This is a genomic window from Acidobacterium sp. S8 (assembly GCF_009765985.1).
Taxonomy (GTDB): domain Bacteria; phylum Acidobacteriota; class Terriglobia; order Terriglobales; family Acidobacteriaceae; genus Alloacidobacterium.
In genome coordinates this window covers 39,977-58,720 of the sequence record NZ_LMUM01000006.1, presented here as the reverse complement: position 1 = coordinate 58,720, position 18,744 = coordinate 39,977, and the positions used below count along the sequence as shown (strand labels likewise).

Annotated in this window: 13 protein-coding genes and 1 tRNA gene; 11 read left to right on the top strand and 3 right to left on the bottom strand. The window is 56.1% G+C overall.

Going from position 1 to position 18,744, the window contains the following annotated elements; genetic code table 11:
- Nucleotides 1-90: 90 nt before the first annotated feature.
- Nucleotides 91-2,157, bottom strand: a complete 2,067-nt coding sequence (locus GSQ86_RS02025; protein WP_254062079.1) for a S9 family peptidase — start codon at nucleotides 2,155-2,157, stop codon at nucleotides 91-93.
- 199 nt (nucleotides 2,158-2,356) lie between these two features.
- On the opposite strand from GSQ86_RS02025, the gene GSQ86_RS02020 reads away from it, so the two are divergent.
- From GSQ86_RS02020 to GSQ86_RS02005, 4 genes are all read left to right on the top strand, one after another.
- Nucleotides 2,357-3,004: a DUF4142 domain-containing protein gene (locus tag GSQ86_RS02020; RefSeq protein ID WP_158748292.1), complete on the top strand. Its 648-nt coding sequence runs from the start codon at nucleotides 2,357-2,359 to the stop codon at nucleotides 3,002-3,004.
- A gap of 104 nt (nucleotides 3,005-3,108) precedes the next feature.
- A complete protein-coding gene (locus GSQ86_RS02015; protein ID WP_254062078.1) occupies nucleotides 3,109-5,073 on the top strand; it encodes an AI-2E family transporter in 1,965 nt (654 codons plus the stop codon).
- A gap of 1,767 nt (nucleotides 5,074-6,840) precedes the next feature.
- Entirely contained in the window at nucleotides 6,841-7,440 is a 600-nt protein-coding gene (locus tag GSQ86_RS02010; RefSeq protein ID WP_158748291.1) for a hypothetical protein, read from the top strand.
- A 159-nt stretch (nucleotides 7,441-7,599) separates the two neighbouring features.
- Nucleotides 7,600-8,055, top strand: a complete 456-nt coding sequence (locus tag GSQ86_RS02005; RefSeq protein WP_158748290.1) for a tyrosine-type recombinase/integrase — start codon at nucleotides 7,600-7,602, stop codon at nucleotides 8,053-8,055.
- A 27-nt stretch (nucleotides 8,056-8,082) separates the two neighbouring features.
- Here GSQ86_RS02005 and GSQ86_RS02000 read toward each other — a convergent pair.
- Nucleotides 8,083-8,175, bottom strand: a tRNA-Ser gene (locus GSQ86_RS02000).
- A gap of 194 nt (nucleotides 8,176-8,369) precedes the next feature.
- Between GSQ86_RS02000 and GSQ86_RS01995 the strand changes: the two genes are divergently transcribed.
- From GSQ86_RS01995 to GSQ86_RS01965, 7 genes are all read left to right on the top strand, one after another.
- Nucleotides 8,370-9,254 (top strand): hypothetical protein, encoded by an 885-nt coding sequence (locus tag GSQ86_RS01995; protein WP_158748289.1) that lies wholly within the window; start codon nucleotides 8,370-8,372, stop codon nucleotides 9,252-9,254.
- Between the two features lie 175 nt (nucleotides 9,255-9,429).
- Nucleotides 9,430-10,743, top strand: coding sequence for an APC family permease (locus tag GSQ86_RS01990; RefSeq protein WP_158748288.1), 1,314 nt, complete (start codon nucleotides 9,430-9,432; stop codon nucleotides 10,741-10,743).
- A 46-nt stretch (nucleotides 10,744-10,789) separates the two neighbouring features.
- Nucleotides 10,790-12,544: a tetratricopeptide repeat protein gene (locus tag GSQ86_RS01985; RefSeq protein WP_158748287.1), complete on the top strand. Its 1,755-nt coding sequence runs from the start codon at nucleotides 10,790-10,792 to the stop codon at nucleotides 12,542-12,544.
- A 163-nt stretch (nucleotides 12,545-12,707) separates the two neighbouring features.
- Nucleotides 12,708-13,493, top strand: a complete 786-nt coding sequence (gene rnc, locus GSQ86_RS01980) for a ribonuclease III (RefSeq protein WP_158748286.1) — start codon at nucleotides 12,708-12,710, stop codon at nucleotides 13,491-13,493.
- Nucleotides 13,486-14,340 carry a signal peptidase I gene (lepB, locus tag GSQ86_RS01975; RefSeq protein WP_158748285.1) on the top strand — a complete coding sequence of 285 codons (855 nt, stop codon included), beginning with the start codon at nucleotides 13,486-13,488 and terminating at the stop codon, nucleotides 14,338-14,340. Before rnc ends, lepB (GSQ86_RS01975) begins: the two co-directional genes overlap by 8 nt.
- A gap of 175 nt (nucleotides 14,341-14,515) precedes the next feature.
- Entirely contained in the window at nucleotides 14,516-15,304 is a 789-nt protein-coding gene (lepB, locus tag GSQ86_RS01970) for a signal peptidase I (protein WP_158748284.1), read from the top strand.
- Between the two features lie 326 nt (nucleotides 15,305-15,630).
- A complete protein-coding gene (locus GSQ86_RS01965) occupies nucleotides 15,631-18,126 on the top strand; it encodes an AsmA family protein (RefSeq protein ID WP_158748283.1) in 2,496 nt (831 codons plus the stop codon).
- A 51-nt stretch (nucleotides 18,127-18,177) separates the two neighbouring features.
- Here GSQ86_RS01965 and GSQ86_RS01960 read toward each other — a convergent pair whose 3' ends face one another.
- The gene (locus GSQ86_RS01960) at nucleotides 18,178-18,726 is read right to left on the bottom strand and encodes an inorganic diphosphatase (RefSeq protein ID WP_158748282.1); all 549 of its coding nucleotides are present in this window, start codon (nucleotides 18,724-18,726) and stop codon (nucleotides 18,178-18,180) included.
- Nucleotides 18,727-18,744: the final 18 nt, after the last annotated feature.

The following is an 18,744-nucleotide window of genomic DNA, read 5'->3' as shown; positions in this document are numbered from 1 at the left end:
ACGCTTCTCTGCGTCGACGAGCATGCAATGGAGTGCCCCATCCTTTCGCGCATTTTGCGAAAGGATGGGATCCAGAATCCGAGATCAGAATTACTTCTTGGTACCACTCGCAGGCATCAGGTACTTGTCATACCAGGCAAAATATCTTTGATACCGGTCACGAATAAAGCTGGGCCGCGTGAATCCATGAAACTGTCCCGGATACACCACCAGCTCAGTAGGCACATTTAAGCTGCGAAGTGCCTGGTACATCTGCTCACCACCAACCAGAGGTACATTGAAGTCCTTATCGCCTCCCATGAAAAGCGTAGGCGTATGAATCCGGTCCGCATGCAGCAGCGGATAGCCCAGCTTCAAGTAGGTATCGAGAGCCTTCCACGGTGGACCGAGTTCCTGATCGTATTGAACGATGTACTGATCCACTCCATAGAATCCCAGCGGATTACCCATGCCCGCACCGCTGATCGCTGCCTTGAAGCGATTGGTGCTGGCAATCGTGTAGTCCGTAGAGATGCCGCCGTAACTCCAGCCGCCGACACCCAGCCGGTCCGGATCAGCTACGCCTTCTTTTACCGCCTCGTCGACGCACGCCAGCAGGTCGATGACTTCCTTATCGCCCCAGTCCGCAAAAATAATCTGCTGGTAAGCTGCGCTGCGTCCGGCGCTGCCACGGTAGTTCACATTCAGTACGGCATATCCACGCGCGGCAAAAAGCTGCCGCTCCGTTACAAATGCATGTGCGTCCTGCGCATCCGGGCCACCATGAATCCGTAACAGCATTGGAAACTTTTGCCCAGCCTGGTAGCCCACCGGCAACGTCAGCAACGCATGCACATCTGCGCCATCTTTGGTTTTTGCCTGCAAATCGCGAGTCTCACCCAGCTTCAGCTGAGCCAGCAACGCATCGTTGTGCGTTGTCAGCTTACGCAGCTTTCCATCATCGAAGGCATACACCTCGCCCGGTGCTGTATCAGTCGTCCACACCATTGCGGTATGGCCGGCAGCGGCATCCTGCCGCATCACGGTACCAGGCGTGTCTACTAATCGCTTCACCGTGCCGTCGCTCAAGGAAACTGCTGCCGGATATTCCGACCTGTCATCCGTAACTAATACAGTTACAGATTGCCCATCCGCCGCAAAAATCGGCGACGAGACCGCTCGATCCAGCTTCGCCGTCAGTACCCGCGGCTCTCCGCCTGCTGCCGGAACCACCGCCAACTGGCTCTGGTTATATTCCAGATATTTCGGCTCGCTGCCGTGCAGATACGCAATCAGCTTGCTGTCCGGACTCCACGCCATGTGGCCGCCATCCGGCCCGTTGAAGGTTGTCAGCTTCCTCGGTGCGCTGTTCAGTTTGGCGTCGACGACAAATACATCCGTATTCGTCGTCCGATCCGGATCGACATTATGATTGCTCACATACGCGATCTGCGTCCCATCAGGCGACCAGGTGGGATTCTCTTCGTTGTATTTCGTATCTGTCGTCAGCTTTTCCAGCTTGTGCGTCTCCACATCGAACAGGTAGAGCAGCGTCGGCGTCGTCTCCGACGAAATATAGCCCTCGATATCCTGTTTGAAGTGGTAGCGATCGATCACGATCGGCTTCGGTTTTTCTTTCTCCTTGTCCTTATCCTTTTCCTTTGCTTCAGCGTCTTTGTCTTCTGCAATGCTCAGTAACAACTTTTTCGCATCAGGAGACCATGCATAGAACGACAGATGATTCTTCACATCGGTAAGCTGGCGGGCCTCGCCACCACGTCGGTCCAGAACCCACACCTGCGAGCCTTTGGTCTTACCCGGTCGCCCTGATGTAAAGGAAATATATTTCCCATCCGGACTCCATCGCGGAGTGCTCGATGACTCCGCATCGGCATAGGTCAGTCGAATATCCTGCGAGCCATCCCAGTTCACCATCCAGATATCCGTCAGGCGCTTGTCGGCAGTCGTATCGATAGTGCTTACCGTATAGGCAACCCATTTCCCATCAGGCGAAACTTCCGGATCCCCCACATCCTGGAAGCGAAAAAGATCGTCCAGTGTCATGCCGTGAGGAGCACTCGGCGCCGCGGAGGCAGTAGCAGCTGCCGGTTGTTGAGCGAAATCTGGAAGCGCAAATGCCGCAGCCAAAACAAGCAAAGAAATTCGAGAAAGCATCATTGTCGCAAGCTTAAAGGCTTCCTTCGGCGCAAACAACAGAAAATTATAAGGTTATCGCGAGGCCCAATATCTGCGTGTGATGGCGCACAGTTCATCCCGAGCTCCTGCAGGCAACTTCTCAATCCCGAAAAGCATTCCTCTATAGGGATAATGAATGAACGCTGCAATTCCCAAATCTTTCAGGAAAGGTAAATCTCCCATGATTTCGAAACGAATCTGCAGCAAACTCTTGTTAGGCTCAGCTTCCATGCTGCTCGCAAGCGCGACGGCTTTCGCGCAAGCTCCATCTGGGGGCGCCAGTGGCGGCAGCATGCAACAACAGCAATCGCCTCAAACTCAAATGCAGCAACAGTCCCAGGCCGACGCGACCGGTAATCCAGCTGCGAATGGAATGCAGCAGAACATGGCCGATCGAGCATTCGTGAAGAAGGCTCTTGAAGGCGGCGAAGCCGAGATTCAACTAGGTCAGCTCGCTCAGCAAAAGTCGCAAAGCGAAGACGTGAAGCAGTTTGGTCAAAAAATGGTGCAGGACCATACCCAGCTTGGCGAACAGATGAAGCCCATAGCTCAGCAGCTTGGCGTAAAACCGCCCGATGGACCTTCGAAAAAGGACAAGGAGTTGATGACAAAGCTCCAGGCTCTATCCGGCCCTCAGTTTGACGAAGCCTATATCCAGGCAATGGTGAAAGATCACAAGAAAGACCTCAACGACTTTAAAGATGAGGCCCAAACCACTCAGAATCCTGCTTTGAAACAAGCGACGCAGCAGGGTTCCACAGTTATCTCGCAGCACTTACAGGCGATTGAACAGATTGCTCAAAGTCACAGCGTAACCGCAAGCAAGTAACACTCCGCGGCGAAAAAGGCTTCCGCCAGGAAGCCTTTTTTACGCCCAGCCGGTCGTCGTAATTCTCCATCCAGTCAAAATCCGTTTACCGTGCATCTGACCGAGTGTTGCGCTATACTCCAGCCGCAACCTGGTCCAACAATCTACATGCAAGGCATCAGCATTTGAACGGCTTCGATCTCAGCACTGGCAGTGTCAGTAAGAACAGACGAGGATGGCTCAGCAACGAGCCGATTCTGGTATTGGGTCTGGTTCTCCTGACTCTTTATTTCGCTCGGGATTTATTCATCCCGTTTGCGATGGCCCTCACGCTTAACTTCCTGCTGGCCCCTGCTGTCATTCAGCTGGAGCGCCTGCGCGTACCGCGCGTACCCTCGGTCGTGCTGGTCGTATTACTGGCTACTTCATTCCTGCTTATAGTTGGTTGGGTTGTAGCGCGCCAATTGATCGATGTGGCCAGCGATCTGCCCAGCTATCAACAGAATATCGACGAAAAACTCGCTACTATCCACGCACCCACTACGGGCCCGCTCGGCAATGCGCTTCGGGGAGTCAAAATTTTGGCTCAGGATCTCTCCGGAACACCCGCGCCTCAGCCCCTTCCCACGCCGGAATCAGGCAAGTCGCTCACGCGTCGTGAGCGCGAGTTGGAACGGCAGAAAGAGCAGACGAATCCGAATCCCGCTCCCGTCATTCTCGTACAACCACCCATCAGCAACAGGGCTTATGCGCAACAGCTGCTAAGACCAATCCTCAAGCCGCTTGGCATGCTTGGAATGGTCATTGTCTTCACCATTTATATGCTCATCAAGCGCGAAGACCTGCGCAACCGGCTTTTGTTGCTTGCCGGCATGGGTCGCCTGAATGTTATGACGCAGGCTCTGAATGATGCCGCCCGCCGCGTCAGCAAATATCTGCTCATGAACGTGCTCATCAACGCGAGCTACGGACTTGTCTTCGGCGTGGGCCTGTTTCTGCTGCACGTTCCCAACGCGACTTTATGGGGAGTCATACTGGGCCTCCTTCGCATGGTGCCCTACGCGGGCATGGCTATCGGCGGAGCGCTTCCCATCGGCTTTGCCTTTGCCGTCTTCCCCGGCTGGTGGCCGCCCTTTTTTGTACTGCTCTTGTTTGTTGTTCTGGAGATAGCTGTAAGCAACTTCATTGAGCCCTGGTTATACGGAAGCCATACCGGCATATCAGCGCTCGCGCTAGTAACAACCGCAATGGTGTGGACGCTTCTATGGGGCATTCCAGGATTGATCCTCTCCACCCCCCTCACCGTCTGCCTCATCGTCATGGGGCGCTATGTGCCACAGATGTCCTTCCTGCACATTCTCCTGGGCGACGAGGCCCAACTTACACCGGAAGCACATTTTTATGAGCGCCTCCTTGCGTTGGATCAAACCGAAGCCCGGCGCATTGCCGATCACTTCCTTGAAGATCACAAGCTCGTCGCTCTCTACGATGATGTTGTTCTCCCTGCGCTTGCCCTTGCCGAACAAGATCGTCACAAGGGCTTTCTCGATGAATCCCGAACCGCGTTTCTCTTCCAGAGCGCAACGGAATTAATCGCTGAACTCAGCTCATACCGTTCGCCCTCGTCTGAGACCTCATCCGAGGAGGCATCAGAAGGCAGCCTCGATACTCACAAGATCTGCCCGGTCGTTTGCATTTCTTCAAGCGATCAGGCCGATGAAATTGCTGCCACCATGCTCGCCCAGCTCCTGGAGCATCGTGGACACAAGACCATAGTCCTCCATTCCTCGACGCTTACGCCGGAAGTTCTTGACCGCCTGGCAGAAGAACCTTCTACGACGATCTGCATTTCAGCACTCCCGCCATTTGCATTCGTACACGCTCGTGAGCTCACTTCTCGTATCCGCGAGCGTCTCCCAGACAACCGTATTCTCATTGGTTTATGGGGAACCAGCGAAGACAGCGACATACTGCATGAGCGATTCAGCATGGTTCGCCCCGACGCCGTGGTCGTGAGCCTCGCCCAGGCCGTACAGTCCGCCCCGCCCTGTGAGACTATCCCCGAAGCCTTCTGGGCCGCCCGCTCTTAGGCAGAAGCTATCGATAGGCACACTCGCACCGATCCCGTCGCAATTATGGAATGGCTCATGCCAGAATTTTTGTACGCGATGAACGATGGCGCAGGATTGTCTCATTTTCTGGCGGGGTAAGAAATCTGTCGTCAGAAAATACCGATTGGGGTCTATGTCCCTAAGTAACCGCGCGAATCAGGTTCGCGGTTGAAAAAATTGCGAACACTTCGGGCATTCACGGCGATGACGTAGCAGATCTTCCAGCGCCACGCTGAGCGCCTCCCGAAAATGCCCATCCATTCCCGACTCTCCGGCATGCACAATCACCACATCACTCATGCGCGAAAAACTTAAATCGATAAGATTTCCAGCGCCACAGAACAGCGGGTCCAAGAGGCCTGCCAAATAACTTGAAGTAGGAGGTGATTTCTCACGTCTGATTCGCGGTCTCTGCGGAATAGGAACATTTCGCATAAAGATGCACTGATCCATGATTCCAGTTTTCCCGCTAGCCAGTTACGAAGGTAATCAGCGAAGGCATGAGACGCTCCGGCCAATAGCTGACGATTTCGCTCTTGGATTCTGGGTACGAATATTCGATATTGCGAGAACGGATGGTCTAAAACGACAGGGGTTCAGCAGAAATCACGCGGGAGTCCACAAGGTCTGGGTTCAGTCTTGTTTCTGGCGGAGAGAGGGGGATTCGAACCCCCGATAGAGCTTTTGACCCTAGAACGGTTTAGCAATTCTCTTTCTCTCGCTGTCCTTACATGATTTCAACCGCTTACAGTCGTGCTGGCCCCCGTGAGGGCAGCCAATGCGACCTCAATCGTCAGTTACAGGACATCGCTCGGGACACTCGAAATGGTTGCTGTCGCTCTCGTCCTCGCCCCTCGAGCCTCTTTTTCTCTACCGCCCGACCTTTCCCGCACTGGAATTAAAGGACGGCGACGGTTCGATCAGGAGACTGGTTGTCAATTTTCCGCAGCAGAAATTTCCGCAACTATAGTCGGCACTCGATTCTTGATCCTTCCTGATGAAAGCCGGAGCACGCAAAATCCATTGACCAGTTGGTGCCCGATGTACCTTTCATCGGCACAACCTGACATCAGAAGACATTTGCCTAGGAAAGCTCTCCATTCAACTTCTGCAAAAATCCGCGTACCGTAGTAGTGATAAGACCTTCCCGACTCCAAAAGGAATCCTTTTCCCATGCAAAGGCTCTGCAGAAGACGCGTAAGCCGCTCCTTGTTTCGCGGTGACGGAGAGCACATGAAATCCATCATCGGAATCTGTGCTTGGCCGCCTCCCACAAGATGGGCCAACTCGACCGATGAACGGATTGTGCTGGAGACCATGAAATATCACACTGATCTAGCCTATGAAAGGCTCGCCAGTCTATCGAGGCGAATATGGACGGGCAATGTCTAACCCAGATCATCAGCACCATCCCCAGGCCGCCGATGTGACCCGGAAACGATTGAGGGGTTGATCAGCGGCGCAGATACTTCCGAATGATCTTCTGATGTAGTTAGGGAGCAGGGAGGGTATCCTTGGCGTTGCAAAGCATGCCATCGACCGATGTTTCGAAGGAACTGAGGTAAATCCACTTAGATTCCGAGGAGCTTTAGGACGCGCGGATTTTGCAGAAAGCCATTTCAATGTAGTCAATCTCGAATCGCAATTGGCCCGATAAATGATTGCTAAATTTCCGACTGTATGGAACGCTCGTTTTCTGGCTGGCAGCGGGCTGGCCAAATCCCCCTAGAGAAACGGAGTCTAAAAATGCGGTTTCCCCCAACGTTATTCGCACTCGCTCTCTGTGCGGCATCGCTCACTACTGCGCAAGCCCAAAACGCAATACCCGCCCCGCCTCACACACGGACGAATCAGGCTCCCGCCGGCATGACTTTTAGCTACGACGCCGAACACGGCATGATTAGCGCTACCGGCACGCAAAACAAGGCAACCCCCATTGCGAGCACCAGCGCCCCGTCCTACACTGGTACCGTCAATGTAACGATTAACATCAAGATCGCCAGTAACTTCAGGCCGGGTACTTTATATCACTGCTCGGCGTTGTTTGTTGGCGGCGAACTCGACACGGATTCCGGCTTGGTGGCAGGCGGACTTGAAACCGCCAACGGCTTTGCCAGACGTACGGGTGCGGGCACAGCAACCTGCACCTTTACAATCCCATTTGCCTGGTCATTGCCTAGTGCCCCTTCAGCTGACACAGGTCTGGTCATCGCCTTTGGGGCACGGGCAGTCGACTTTGGCGGCAAAGAGAAAGAAGTATCGCGCTCCACCTTCCAGGTCGATGGAATCGAAAACCTCCCGAGCGATGCATCTACCTCGAGCTTCGTGTTCGACGTTACGCTTTAGAAGTCGGTTATTCCCTAGGCAGATGGAAGATTAAGGCTCAACCTCGCCCAGTGTTGTCGCAACTGGGCGAGGTTGAATCTGCCAGGTACCAGATCTTTCTCCACGGCAAGCGGCGAGCGGAAATACCGGGGAATTTGCCGGGGATGCTGCGGGCTCGAAATGCATCGGCTTCGCTGCGGTAATCCTCAAACTGGCCCGATCTTTGCCAATGCGAAGGGAAAGCCACTCGCCATCGTCAGCCTAACGAATCGGCTCATCTTCCCACCACTGAACCGCTGCGGGCATTGCGGGAACCCTCAGACAGCTCATCAGAAGGCAGATCACGAATACAAGCGGGACTACCGCATTCCCGAGTGGCATGGCTTGCACGCAGCCAGGCATGGCCTTGGGAGCAATCTCTACCATCTGGGTGTGTCGGATATGGTGATTCAACGAATTCTTCGTCATGCGAACGTAAGCACAACGGCACCCTACTACATCAAGACAGCCGCAGCAGATGTCCGCAGCGCGATGACAAAGCTAGAGAATCACATCGCAGCGGTAGGGCAAGCTCAAGCGGACACTAATGGGACACTAGAGCCCTTGTCGGTCTTTGGTGCCTCAACAATTCAATAGGTTGTAAGTGATTTAGATTTAGGAATCTGGCGGAGAGAGGGGGATTCGAACCCCCGATAGAGCTTTTGACCCTATAACGGTTTAGCAAACCGCCGCCTTCAGCCACTCGGCCATCTCTCCGCAATTTCTTTCAGTAGTTTAGCATGGCCCGCCTCGAGTCTCGCCTATCTCCGCAAGCGCACCGCAACATAAGACAACCATTTCAATGGTGGATTCTTTTCTATTTTCGCGGATACCCGAACAAAATCACCGGGCATCGTATTTAATAAGGACGCTTCGTAGAGCCTTACATCAGAAAGCGGAGGTTTCGTTTTATGGTTCCCGAAACACGCTCCACCACACCACAGCAGGATGTCGTAATTGCGTACTTTTCCAACGGAGCAGATGCCCAGCGGGCCATCGACGATCTGCTCGCAGAAGGCTTTGAAGCCCGTCAGATTGGCGCTGCATTTCGCAGCGGCAGCTCCACTGGAACAACAGCGGGTGCAGGAGAAACAGGAGGAGTCGGCAGCAGCGCCGTCCACACCGCGATGGATTCGGATACTGTCGGTTCAGGTCCAGCATCCGATACACGTGCGGTTACGCCGTCCGGCCTTTCCACCGGCTCCGGCAGCGTCATCAGCGGCGCAGGCCGCCCCGGTCCCATCCCCGGTTCAGACATTCCTCACCATCGTTCCTCCAGCACTGTCGGAACGACCCCAGTAGCCAATCCATTGCCTGCCACAGGTGGCTTCCACGAATCTCCCGAAGAAAATAGCTGGTGGGAAAAGCTGAAAAATGTGTTCAGTAGCGACACGAAGAAAGACAGCAAGCGTGAAGGCATCGCCAATGACAGCAGCATGAACTTTGGTACTGGCGAAGGCCATCTGGCGACCTATCCTGACACCAATGATTACGACTACTCCGGCTCAGCTTTCGAAGGCGCTTTCGCCGGAATGGGCGTTGCTTCCACCCATGCTACTTCCATTGTCAACTCGCTGCGGGGAGGCGGCGCTATTGTCTCCGTGAATACAGCCGGCAGAATCACAGACGCCGAGCAATGCCTGCATCGCAATGGTGGCCGGGTCCGCTATGAGGCGTTGGAACCGGTTCGGGGAGAAGATGGCGCCGGACAACGTGTACGAGTCTACGGCGAGCTATCCCGCGCATATCCCGGCTTCCTTTCCGGCAGCGGAACGCCTCAACGCAAGGCTTCCTGACAATCACCTGCACCGACCCTTTGACGGCCTTTCGCATGCTCGAAAGGCCGTCATATTTTCTTGCAAAATTTTTCCTGGTTTCCTTTAGAGTTTCGAGTATCCTCTTATCTCGCCGGAGGAACCCGAAGTCACCGCCACAGCCGCATTATCGAAATCGAAATCGCGCGCGCGACGTATGCGCCTTGTCCCTCTTATTGCCGCGACGTATTTCATGGTTTCCGGCGGCCCCTACGGAATTGAAGATATTCTCGGCGGTGCTGGCTACGGTAAAGCGCTTCTGATCTTATTGCTCTTTCCTTTTCTGTGGAGTTTTCCCACTACGCTCATGCTGGGCGAACTCTCCGCCGCTATTCCTGCCGAAGGCGGATTCTACGTCTGGGTGCGCCGCGCTCTGGGTCCTTTCTGGGGATATCAGGAAGCGTGGCTCTCGCTTACGGCCAGCATCTTCGACATGGCCATCTACCCGACCATCTTCGTGCTCTATCTCGGGAAGCTTTTTCCCGCGTGGACAGCGGGACCCCGCAGTGTCTGGTGGGAACTGGCCTTGGTGATTGCGTGTTGTCTTTGGAATTTGTGTGGAGCGCCTGCCATAGGTAAAGGCTCTGTGACCCTCTTCGTGCTCCTGATGGCCCCCTTCGTCGTGCTCATCATCCTCGGCCTCCTGCATGGCTCACATTGGAGCCACGCCGCCGGTTCCTTCAGCGGAGGCAGCATCAGCACCGCCGTCATTGTCGCCCTCTGGAATTACATGGGCTGGGACAATGCCTCGACCATCGCAGGTGAAGTAGAAAATCCAGCCCGTACTTACCCGCTCGCCATGATCACGACTGCCATCGTCGTCGCCGTCTCTTACATCCTGCCCGTCGCGGCTCTCGCGTATGCCGGCATCTCAGTCCAGCAATTCTCCACCGGCTCATGGACCGACGCCGGGCGCATGCTCGGCGGCCCTATCTTGGGCTGGGCGATCGTCCTCTGCGGAACCTTTAATGGACTCGGAATGTTCAACGCGCTGGTGCTTTCCTATACCCGCCTGCCCATGGTGCTCGCTCAGGACGGCATGCTTCCACAATGGCTTACGTTACGCAACAAGCGCGGCGTTCCCTGGGCAGCAATCATAGCTTGTGGCATTGCCTGGGCCGTGGCGCTCGGCTTCCGCTTTGAGGAACTGATTTCCATAGACCTCATCCTCTATGGCAGCAGCCTCATTCTCGAATTCGTCGCCCTCGCCGTTCTTCGTTTCAAGGAGCCGGATTTGCCGCGTCCCTTCCGCGCCGGCAACCTCTTCATGGCCTGCACACTCGGCATTCCACCAGCCATTCTCATCGGATACGTTATGTACGCAGCCCGCGACGAGCGCATGGCGCACATGCCGGCTCTTCTTTTTGGCCTGCTCATCGCCATCGCCGGGCCATTTTTCTACTGGATATCCCGCAAGCGCTGGGGCCACAATTCCCTAAACCAATCCGCTCTCGCACCCAGCGGCGATTGACCATGGCGATTACCGTTCAATAGACTTTTGAAAGAGTTTCCAACCAATGTCGTTCTGCCTTAACCTGCGCCTCAGTGCCTGTTCGCCAACCGTCCTCGCTTCCCTGTTACTTTCCGGCATTGTCGCCGCTCATCCGGCCATCGCCCAGCAGACCGCTAAACTGCCAACGCCGCAGCAACCGCCGCGCCGGGAAAAGCCGCCCGCGCTCGTCGATCCAGCAGGCCCAACCGTAAGCCTGCAGACCAGCGAAGCGCTCTTCGATATCGCCGTGGCCCTCAACGCCTGCGGCTATGACAATGGCCTCGCCGACTCCGACCCCGTGCGCCAGCGCGTGCGCGACCAGGTCAACCAGGTCACACAGCAGTCTGAAGCCGCACGCGAAGCACGCGACAAGCTCTGCGTCTATGTCAACCAGCATCGCCTATCAGAAGACGCCAGCCGCGACCTCGCGCAGTATGTCTCGCTCGCCCTCTACCTCACGCCTCCACCGGAGCTGGCCCTCAGTGTCGATCAGGACGACATGCCGCCCGACTCCACTCAGGTCGACGACATCCTCCCCATCCTGCACAGCTTCGTCGACGCCACCCAGCTGCACCTCGTCTGGCTCGCCAACCACACCGCCTACGAAGAGCAGGTCGAAAAGCTGCACGATCCGCTGACCAAGATGATTGTCAGCACGAACGTCTATCTGAAAATGCCGACTAGCACCTATGCCGGCAGCCGTTTTCTTGTCGTGCTCGAACCCATGCTCTCGCCGGTTGAAACGAATGCCCGTGTCTATGGAACGGACTACGTAGTCGTAGCCTCGCCCGTCAATGGCACTATCAGCATGCAGGAAGCTCGCCACACGTATCTGCACTACATGATCGAGCCGCTGCTCTACTCGCACGCCTCGTCCATGGACCGCCTGCTGCCCATCCTCAAAGCCGTGCGTGACGCGCCTCTCGACTTTCAATACCGCAGCGACATCGTCTCGCTCGTCATCGAATGCCTCATCCGCGCCATCGAAGCGCGCACTATGGATACCGGCATTGCCGAATACAAAATTCCCGCCGATGTGCGCCGCGCCGACCTTGAACGCGAGACACAGAAGCATAACGCTTCATTGCAGCGCATCGCCGCTGTGCGCCAGGACTCCGTTACCAGGAGCATGACGGCCGGCTTCGTCCTCACACAATATTTCTACGACCAGCTCATCAATTTCGAGCACACACCGGACAGTCTCAAGGAAGCCATCGGCCCCATGGTTTATGGCATGGATGTCGATCAGCAGACTCATCGCGCCCGCGATATCCATTTCGCAGAAGAAGGCTCCTCTGACGTCATCCGGCACGCTACCCACGCCCAGCATGGGCTCGACCTCGCGCTCTCCCGGCTGCATCAGGGTGACACCGCCGGAGCGCAGCAACTCGCGGAAACAGCGCTCAAAGAGCACACGCCCGATCCCGGCCGAGCCGACTACATCCTCGCCCTCACCAGCGTCATGCAGGGCCGCATGGACGACGCCGAAAAGAACTTCAATGAGACCATTCGCCTCTCCAAAGACCCCCGTCTTCTCGCCTGGTCACACATCTATCTGGGCCGCATCCACGATATCCGCGAGGAACGCGATGAGGCTGTTACCGAATACAAAACCGCTCTCACCGTCCGCGACGGCCAGCCCGATACTAAAGCGGCCGCCGAAAAAGGAATCCAGCAGCCCTTCGAACCACCACACCATGCCCAGCAGGACCAGGACGGAGGCGACGACAGCAAACCGGAGGCCCAGCAACAGCCTCCCGCGCCTGCTCCCCATCGATAAAGACTGGCACAGCTTCCCCCCCCGAAAAGCTGGGTCAACAACATAGCCCCGGCAGCCCACCCGCCAAAATCATTCTTTCGGCAGAAAGAACGCCCGCTCTAAGCCTCAATGCTTTGAATAGCGTCCAATAAATCGTCTACAGTAAAAGAGGGCTGCATTGGAAATGGGGCAACCGGCATTTCAACCGCTGGAGCGCGCGCTCGGGCATAAGTTCGAGCGGGAGCACCTGCTTGTCCAGGCCCTCACCCACAGCTCGCTCGCCCATGAGCACCATCTCTCCGAAATCGCCGGTGACGAGGCGCCCCCGGAAGACAACGAGCAGCTCGAATTCCTCGGCGACGCCGTCATCGGCCTCCTGGTGGCCGAATCCCTCTTCAAGCGCTTTCCCGAGCTCAGCGAAGGCGAGCTTACCCGCCTGCGTTCCGCCCTCGTCAGCCGCAAACATCTTGGGCAGGTCGGTGCGCGGCTCAAGCTGGGCAAGTACCTGCTCCTTGGCAAGGGCGAGGAGCGCAGCGGTGGACGCAAAAAATCCGCCCTGCTCGCCAACGGTATTGAAGCGGTCATCGCAGCGCTCTACCTCGATGCCGGCTTGGAAATTGCCCGGGCCTTCGTCGAACGCGAAGTCCTTGAGCCATCCGTTATGGATCTCCAGAAAGAGCTGCTCGAAGGCCGCAGCATTGGCGACCACAAATCCGCTCTGCAGGAGTATCTGCAGGCCAATAAAGGCAGCCAGCCCGTCTATATTGTGAAAGGCGAGAGCGGCCCCGACCATCGCAAGCGCTTCACCGTCGAAGTCCGCGTCGCCGACAACGGCACGGCCGGCAAAGCCCTGGCACGCGGCATGGGCACCACCAAGAAAAAAGCCGAGCAGGAAGCTGCCCGCCGCGCTATGGAAAAGCTGACCGCTGCCACCATAGTAGCCGTAGTCAAGGAGACAGCCGGTGAGTGAACCTCAGCCGACGCTTGCCACCCCGGTCGTCAGCCCTCCCGCCGTGGTCGCAGAGACCACGGTGGCTGCCTATGCTGCTATTCGTCCTGCAGCTTTACCCGCGCCTCACCGGCATCATGTTGTCTACCCCACGGTGCTCGATACCGTTCGCTCGCTGCTTTCAGTCATTATCTTTGCCCTCTTCGTACTCACTTTTATCGTGCAGCCCTTTCGCATCCCATCGGAATCCATGGAGCACACACTCCTCGTCGGCGACTTCCTCCTCGTCAACAAGATGATCTATGCTCCCGCCGGTGTCTGGAAACGGGTGCTCCCCTATGAGCCAGTGAAACGCGGCGATATCGTCGTCTTCCACTTCCCGCTCGATCCAACCGATCACGTCGTCAAGCGCGTCGTAGCCATTCCCGGCGACCGGGTCCATCTTCACGATGGCGTTGTCTTTCTTAATGCTCAGCAGCTAAACGAGCCCTACGCCGCCTACGAAACCTCGTACGCTGACAACTTTCGCGACCAGTTCCCCACCACGCTCTATACAGATCCCGGCGTCGACACCCATTGGTGGATGGAAATGCGTCACGACATCCAGAACGGTGACCTGATCGTCCCGCCCGGCCGCTATTTCGCTCTGGGCGACAACCGCAACCATAGCCGCGATAGTCGCTATTGGGGCTTCGTGCCACAACAGAACATCGTGGGCCGTCCCTTCGTCATCTACTTCTCGCTGCGCCAGCCATCTACCACAAGTGTTCCCGACCTGCCGGATGATAGACTCGGACACGATAAGGACCCTGTAAACAGCATCGTAGATTTCGCCCGCTGGGACCGCATGTTCCGCGTGGTGTGGTGAAAGGTCAGCTGGAGATTTGATTGGATCGGCTTCTGGCCGCGACTTGAATATCAAAGGTTTTCAGGTAGAAGCACCGGGCTTTAGCCCGGTGAATGCAAGACAAGACAAAGAGGGCTTTAGCCCTGGAAAATTCAGCGGATTTCAGACTGAATAATTACCGCAGCAAGACTAAAATATGGAACAGATTCTCGAAAAACAGTCGGAAAATAAACAAGCTCACCACGAGGAAACACCTCTCGAGTTCATCGCCTCCATCTGCAGCGTGCTTGTGCTGGGCCTCTTCGCTCTCACCTTCATCTTCCAGAATTTTGAGATACCTTCTGCCTCCATGGAGAAGACTCTGCTCATCGGCGATCACGTCCTCGTCGATCGCATGACCCTTGCTCCTCCGGCAAAATGGGCCTTCTTTGAGCATTACCGCAATATTCGTCGCGGCGACATCATCGTCTTCTACAAGCCTGTAGCCGAGCCGAACGGCGATCACATTTTCCTCGTCAAGCGTGTCGTCGGTATCCCCGGAGATCGCATTCATCTGCGCAACGGAACCGTCTACCTCAACGGGCAGCCCCAGGTCGAGCCTCTGGCCGCCAAGCCGGGCGAAGATGGATACTTCCCCTATCGTGATGATTTTCCTGCGGTTCCGCCTTCACAGGCGGCGGACGTAACCGCCGAATGGTCCGTGGACCTGCCGAGCCATATCCAGGGCGATGATCTGGTTGTCCCCGATGGCCACTACTTCGCCATGGGCGACAACCGTCCCGTCAGCCTCGACAGCCGTTACTGGGGTTTCGTGCCGCGCGAAAACATCGTCGGTCGTCCCCTCCTCGTCTATTGGTCCTTTGTCACCCCGGAAGACCAGATCGACAAGACCTCGATGGCTGACCGCGTCGGCTTTATCTTCCACATCGTCATCCACTTCTTCGACCAGACCCGCTGGAATCGAACACTGCACCTGGTGAAGTAGTCCGCAAGACAAAATACCCATCTTCGCAAATGCGAAGATGGGTATTTCTTTGTCAAGCCCTCGCAGACGTAATCATCCACACAAGCTATTTAGATTGAATGATTTGCGGAACGAGCGGAGGTGCCGAAAATTACCTCTTAAACCGCTATAATGGAAGTAGCGGGAAAAGCAGGAAAATACGTCTACGCGCTAAACCATTGAAAATAAACGATGTCCATACAGGCATGATGTCATAACCTGCTGAAAACAAACAATCTCCGTCAAAACAGGAGAGGGGGCCTGCCTCTCAAATCCTCAAGTGATATGTTCAATCAGCAGTGGAATCGATGAGCGAAAACCCGCGCAAATCTCAAAAAAAATACTGGATTCTCTTCACCGCCCTGTTCCTGCTGGCTGTGGCTCTCATCCTGCCTCCGCTCATCAATATCAACCGCTATCAGCGTCGTATCGCCGACGCCGTCGGCAGCGCGCTTGGCCGCCACGTGCACCTGTCCTCGGTCACGCTACGCCTGCTGCCTCTTCCCGGTCTCGAGCTCAGCGACTTCCTCGTTGAAGAAGACCCCGCCTTCGGCGATGAGCCTACCCTGCGGGCCCAGAGTGTCACCGCCTCCATCCGCCTCAGCTCCTTATGGCGTGGACGCCTGGAAATCGGCCAGATCAGCCTCGACCAGCCCAGCTTCAATCTCGTCCGCAACAATGAAGGCCGCTGGAATATCGGCACAGTTCTACTGCAGGCATCGCGCATCCCTAACGCCCCCACCGGACAACGTCGCGCCAGCAGTGCTCCTCGCTTCCCCTACATTGAAGCCAGCAGCGCCCGTGTAAATTTCAAAATCGGCAACGAAAAGAAGCCTTTTTCCCTATTCAACGCAGATTTCGCCATGTGGCTCGCCAATCCCGAGGAGTGGCGCCTCCGCCTCGAAGCGCAGCCCGTCCGCACAGACATCGACCTCGGCCTCTCGGATACAGGAACCGTGCGCGTTCAAGGCTCTATTCACCGCGCCTCTGCTCTCGGAAACATGCCGATCGATCTTGAGACCGAGTGGTCTAACGCGCCGCTCGGCCAGATTGGCCGGCTCCTGATAGGGGAAGACAGCGGGTGGCGCGGCAATCTAGCCATGGACGGCACCATTAAGGGAGATGTTTTCAACCCGCAGTTCAAGACACGGATTCAAATCGCCGGAATGCACCGTCAGGAGTTTGCGCCTCTTGATGCCTTTAACGTAGACGCCACATGCCAGGGCAGCTACCGCCACAATGCGCGCTCGGTGGAGGATCTGACCTGCCTCTGGCCCATACAGAACGGCCACTTTCTCCTAACTGGGACTATCGGAGACATCGAGCATCCTGATCCCGCTCTCACGCTTCGGATAGAGAATGTTCCCGCCAGCTTCGCGCTTTCCGCCGTTCGCCTTGTCCGGAACGGCTTCGCCGATTCAGCTAAGGTCGCCGGCGCCATGCAGGGGACCCTCTCGTGGCATCGGGCAGCCGTAGCCCCCCTGAACGGAGATGTCGCAATCACCGGCTTGGCCCTTCGCACGTCAGGCATGGATGCACCGCTTGTCTTCCCCACCCTGCACCTCATCAGCACACCGGGCACTCCGGCCTTGCACAAATCCCCGAAGGCCAGACCCCCGCAAAAGCCGACCGTCCCATCGCTCCATCTCGAAAATGTCGATATAGGTCTCGGCGGCGACGGACCACTTTCACTCTCCGGGGATTTCACCCGCCAAAGCTTCCTCTTGCACCTGACCGGGGATGCGGCGATCGCACGTGTAAAGCCCCTGGCTGCTACCTTTGGGCCTCTCCTAACAAATGCCGCCGCGTCGCTGGCACCGGAGGGAGAGGCAAGCTTCGCTCTTACAGTTCATGGTCCTTGGCTGCCGCAGACCAATATCTTCGGAAACCCGCCGCCTGCTGCAGTTGCCGAGGGCACTTTTACTCTCAGAAATGCGAGCTATCAAGCACAATTCCTGCCGGATCCCGTAGAAATTCCGTCCGCACAAGCCATCCTCACTCCAGCTCAGATCGTATGGAATCCGGTTTCAATCGTCTTTCACAAGCTTCCGGCAACTCTTTCGATTACGACGCCGATTCCCTGCGCAGATCCCTGTATCCGTGAATTTTCACTTGTGACGCCGCAACTTGATGCAGCCGCCCTGCAATCTACGCTGATGGGCGCAGGTGAACACGGCGAGTTTCTGCAGCAGATACTCGCCCGTCTCGACCGGAACAAGGTGCAGTGGCCTGCTTTAAACGGAACCATCCATACCGGCGTTTTCAATCTCGGTCCGCTGGCACTCCATGACGCCAGCACCTCACTTCACATCGAAGGCCGCAATGTTCGTTTCACCTCCATTGATGGACACGCGCTGAATGGCCTGCTTCATGCCACTGGAACGATGGATGTAACCGGAAGCGCCCCGAAATACAGTTTGGACGCGCAGCTTCTCCATGCAAATGCCGGAGGGCTCACCAGTCTGGGGCAGGATGACACGACTTCCGGCGTAGTAAGTGCGAACGCCCACGTAGAACTTGCTGGATACTCCCGCAGCGACCTCGCCACTTCCGCGCATGGTACATTTCACTGGGATTGGACGAATGGAAAGCTCGACTCTGCCTCGCTTCCTCCGCATTTTGACCACTGGAGCGCCGACGGCACCATCGAGAAAACGAAGCTTGTGATTGGGCAATCGCAGATAACGCAGGGTCCGCTCAAGCAAGCCGTCTCCGGAACGATTTCATTTGCAGGAAAACCGGACCTGGCTGTAGGGACTGAAGAAAACCAGCCTACCCGGGTTGCCAGAACTCAACCGCAATAACAGATTTGGCCCCGGACAATCCGGGGCCAAATCTTTTCGCACTCTTCCGAGCTACTTCTTAGCAGCCTGCTTTTTCTCTTTGTTTTCTGTAAAGTTTCTCGCGGCATACAGGACACGGTCGCGCGCATAAGCAGCATCATGCCATCCACGAACTTCAACACGTTTTCCCTCAAGATCTTTATAGATCGAGAAGAAATGCGTAATTTCCTTGAGCATGTGCGGATAGATCTCCGAATAATTCCACACATCGGTGTAGCGCGGATTGTTCTTGCCCACCGCAAGCACCTTCTCGTCCAGAACACCCTGATCGAGCATTTCGAGCAGACCTATCGGACGCACCTGCATCACGCAGCCGGGAAAGCTCGGGGCATCCACCAGCACCAGAACGTCGAGAGGATCGCCGTCATCGCTCAATGTCGAAGGGATGAAGCCGTAATCTCCGGGATAGTGCACTGGAGAGTACAGGTTGCGGTCGAGCCGGAAGACATGCAGCTGCTTGTCGTACTCGTACTTGTTAATGCCCTCGAACGGAATCTCGATAACGCCGTTGATTACCTCGGGCACTTTCTCGCCAATCGGTAGTTCTAAATAATTAACCATTCGCTTCCTAGTGTACGC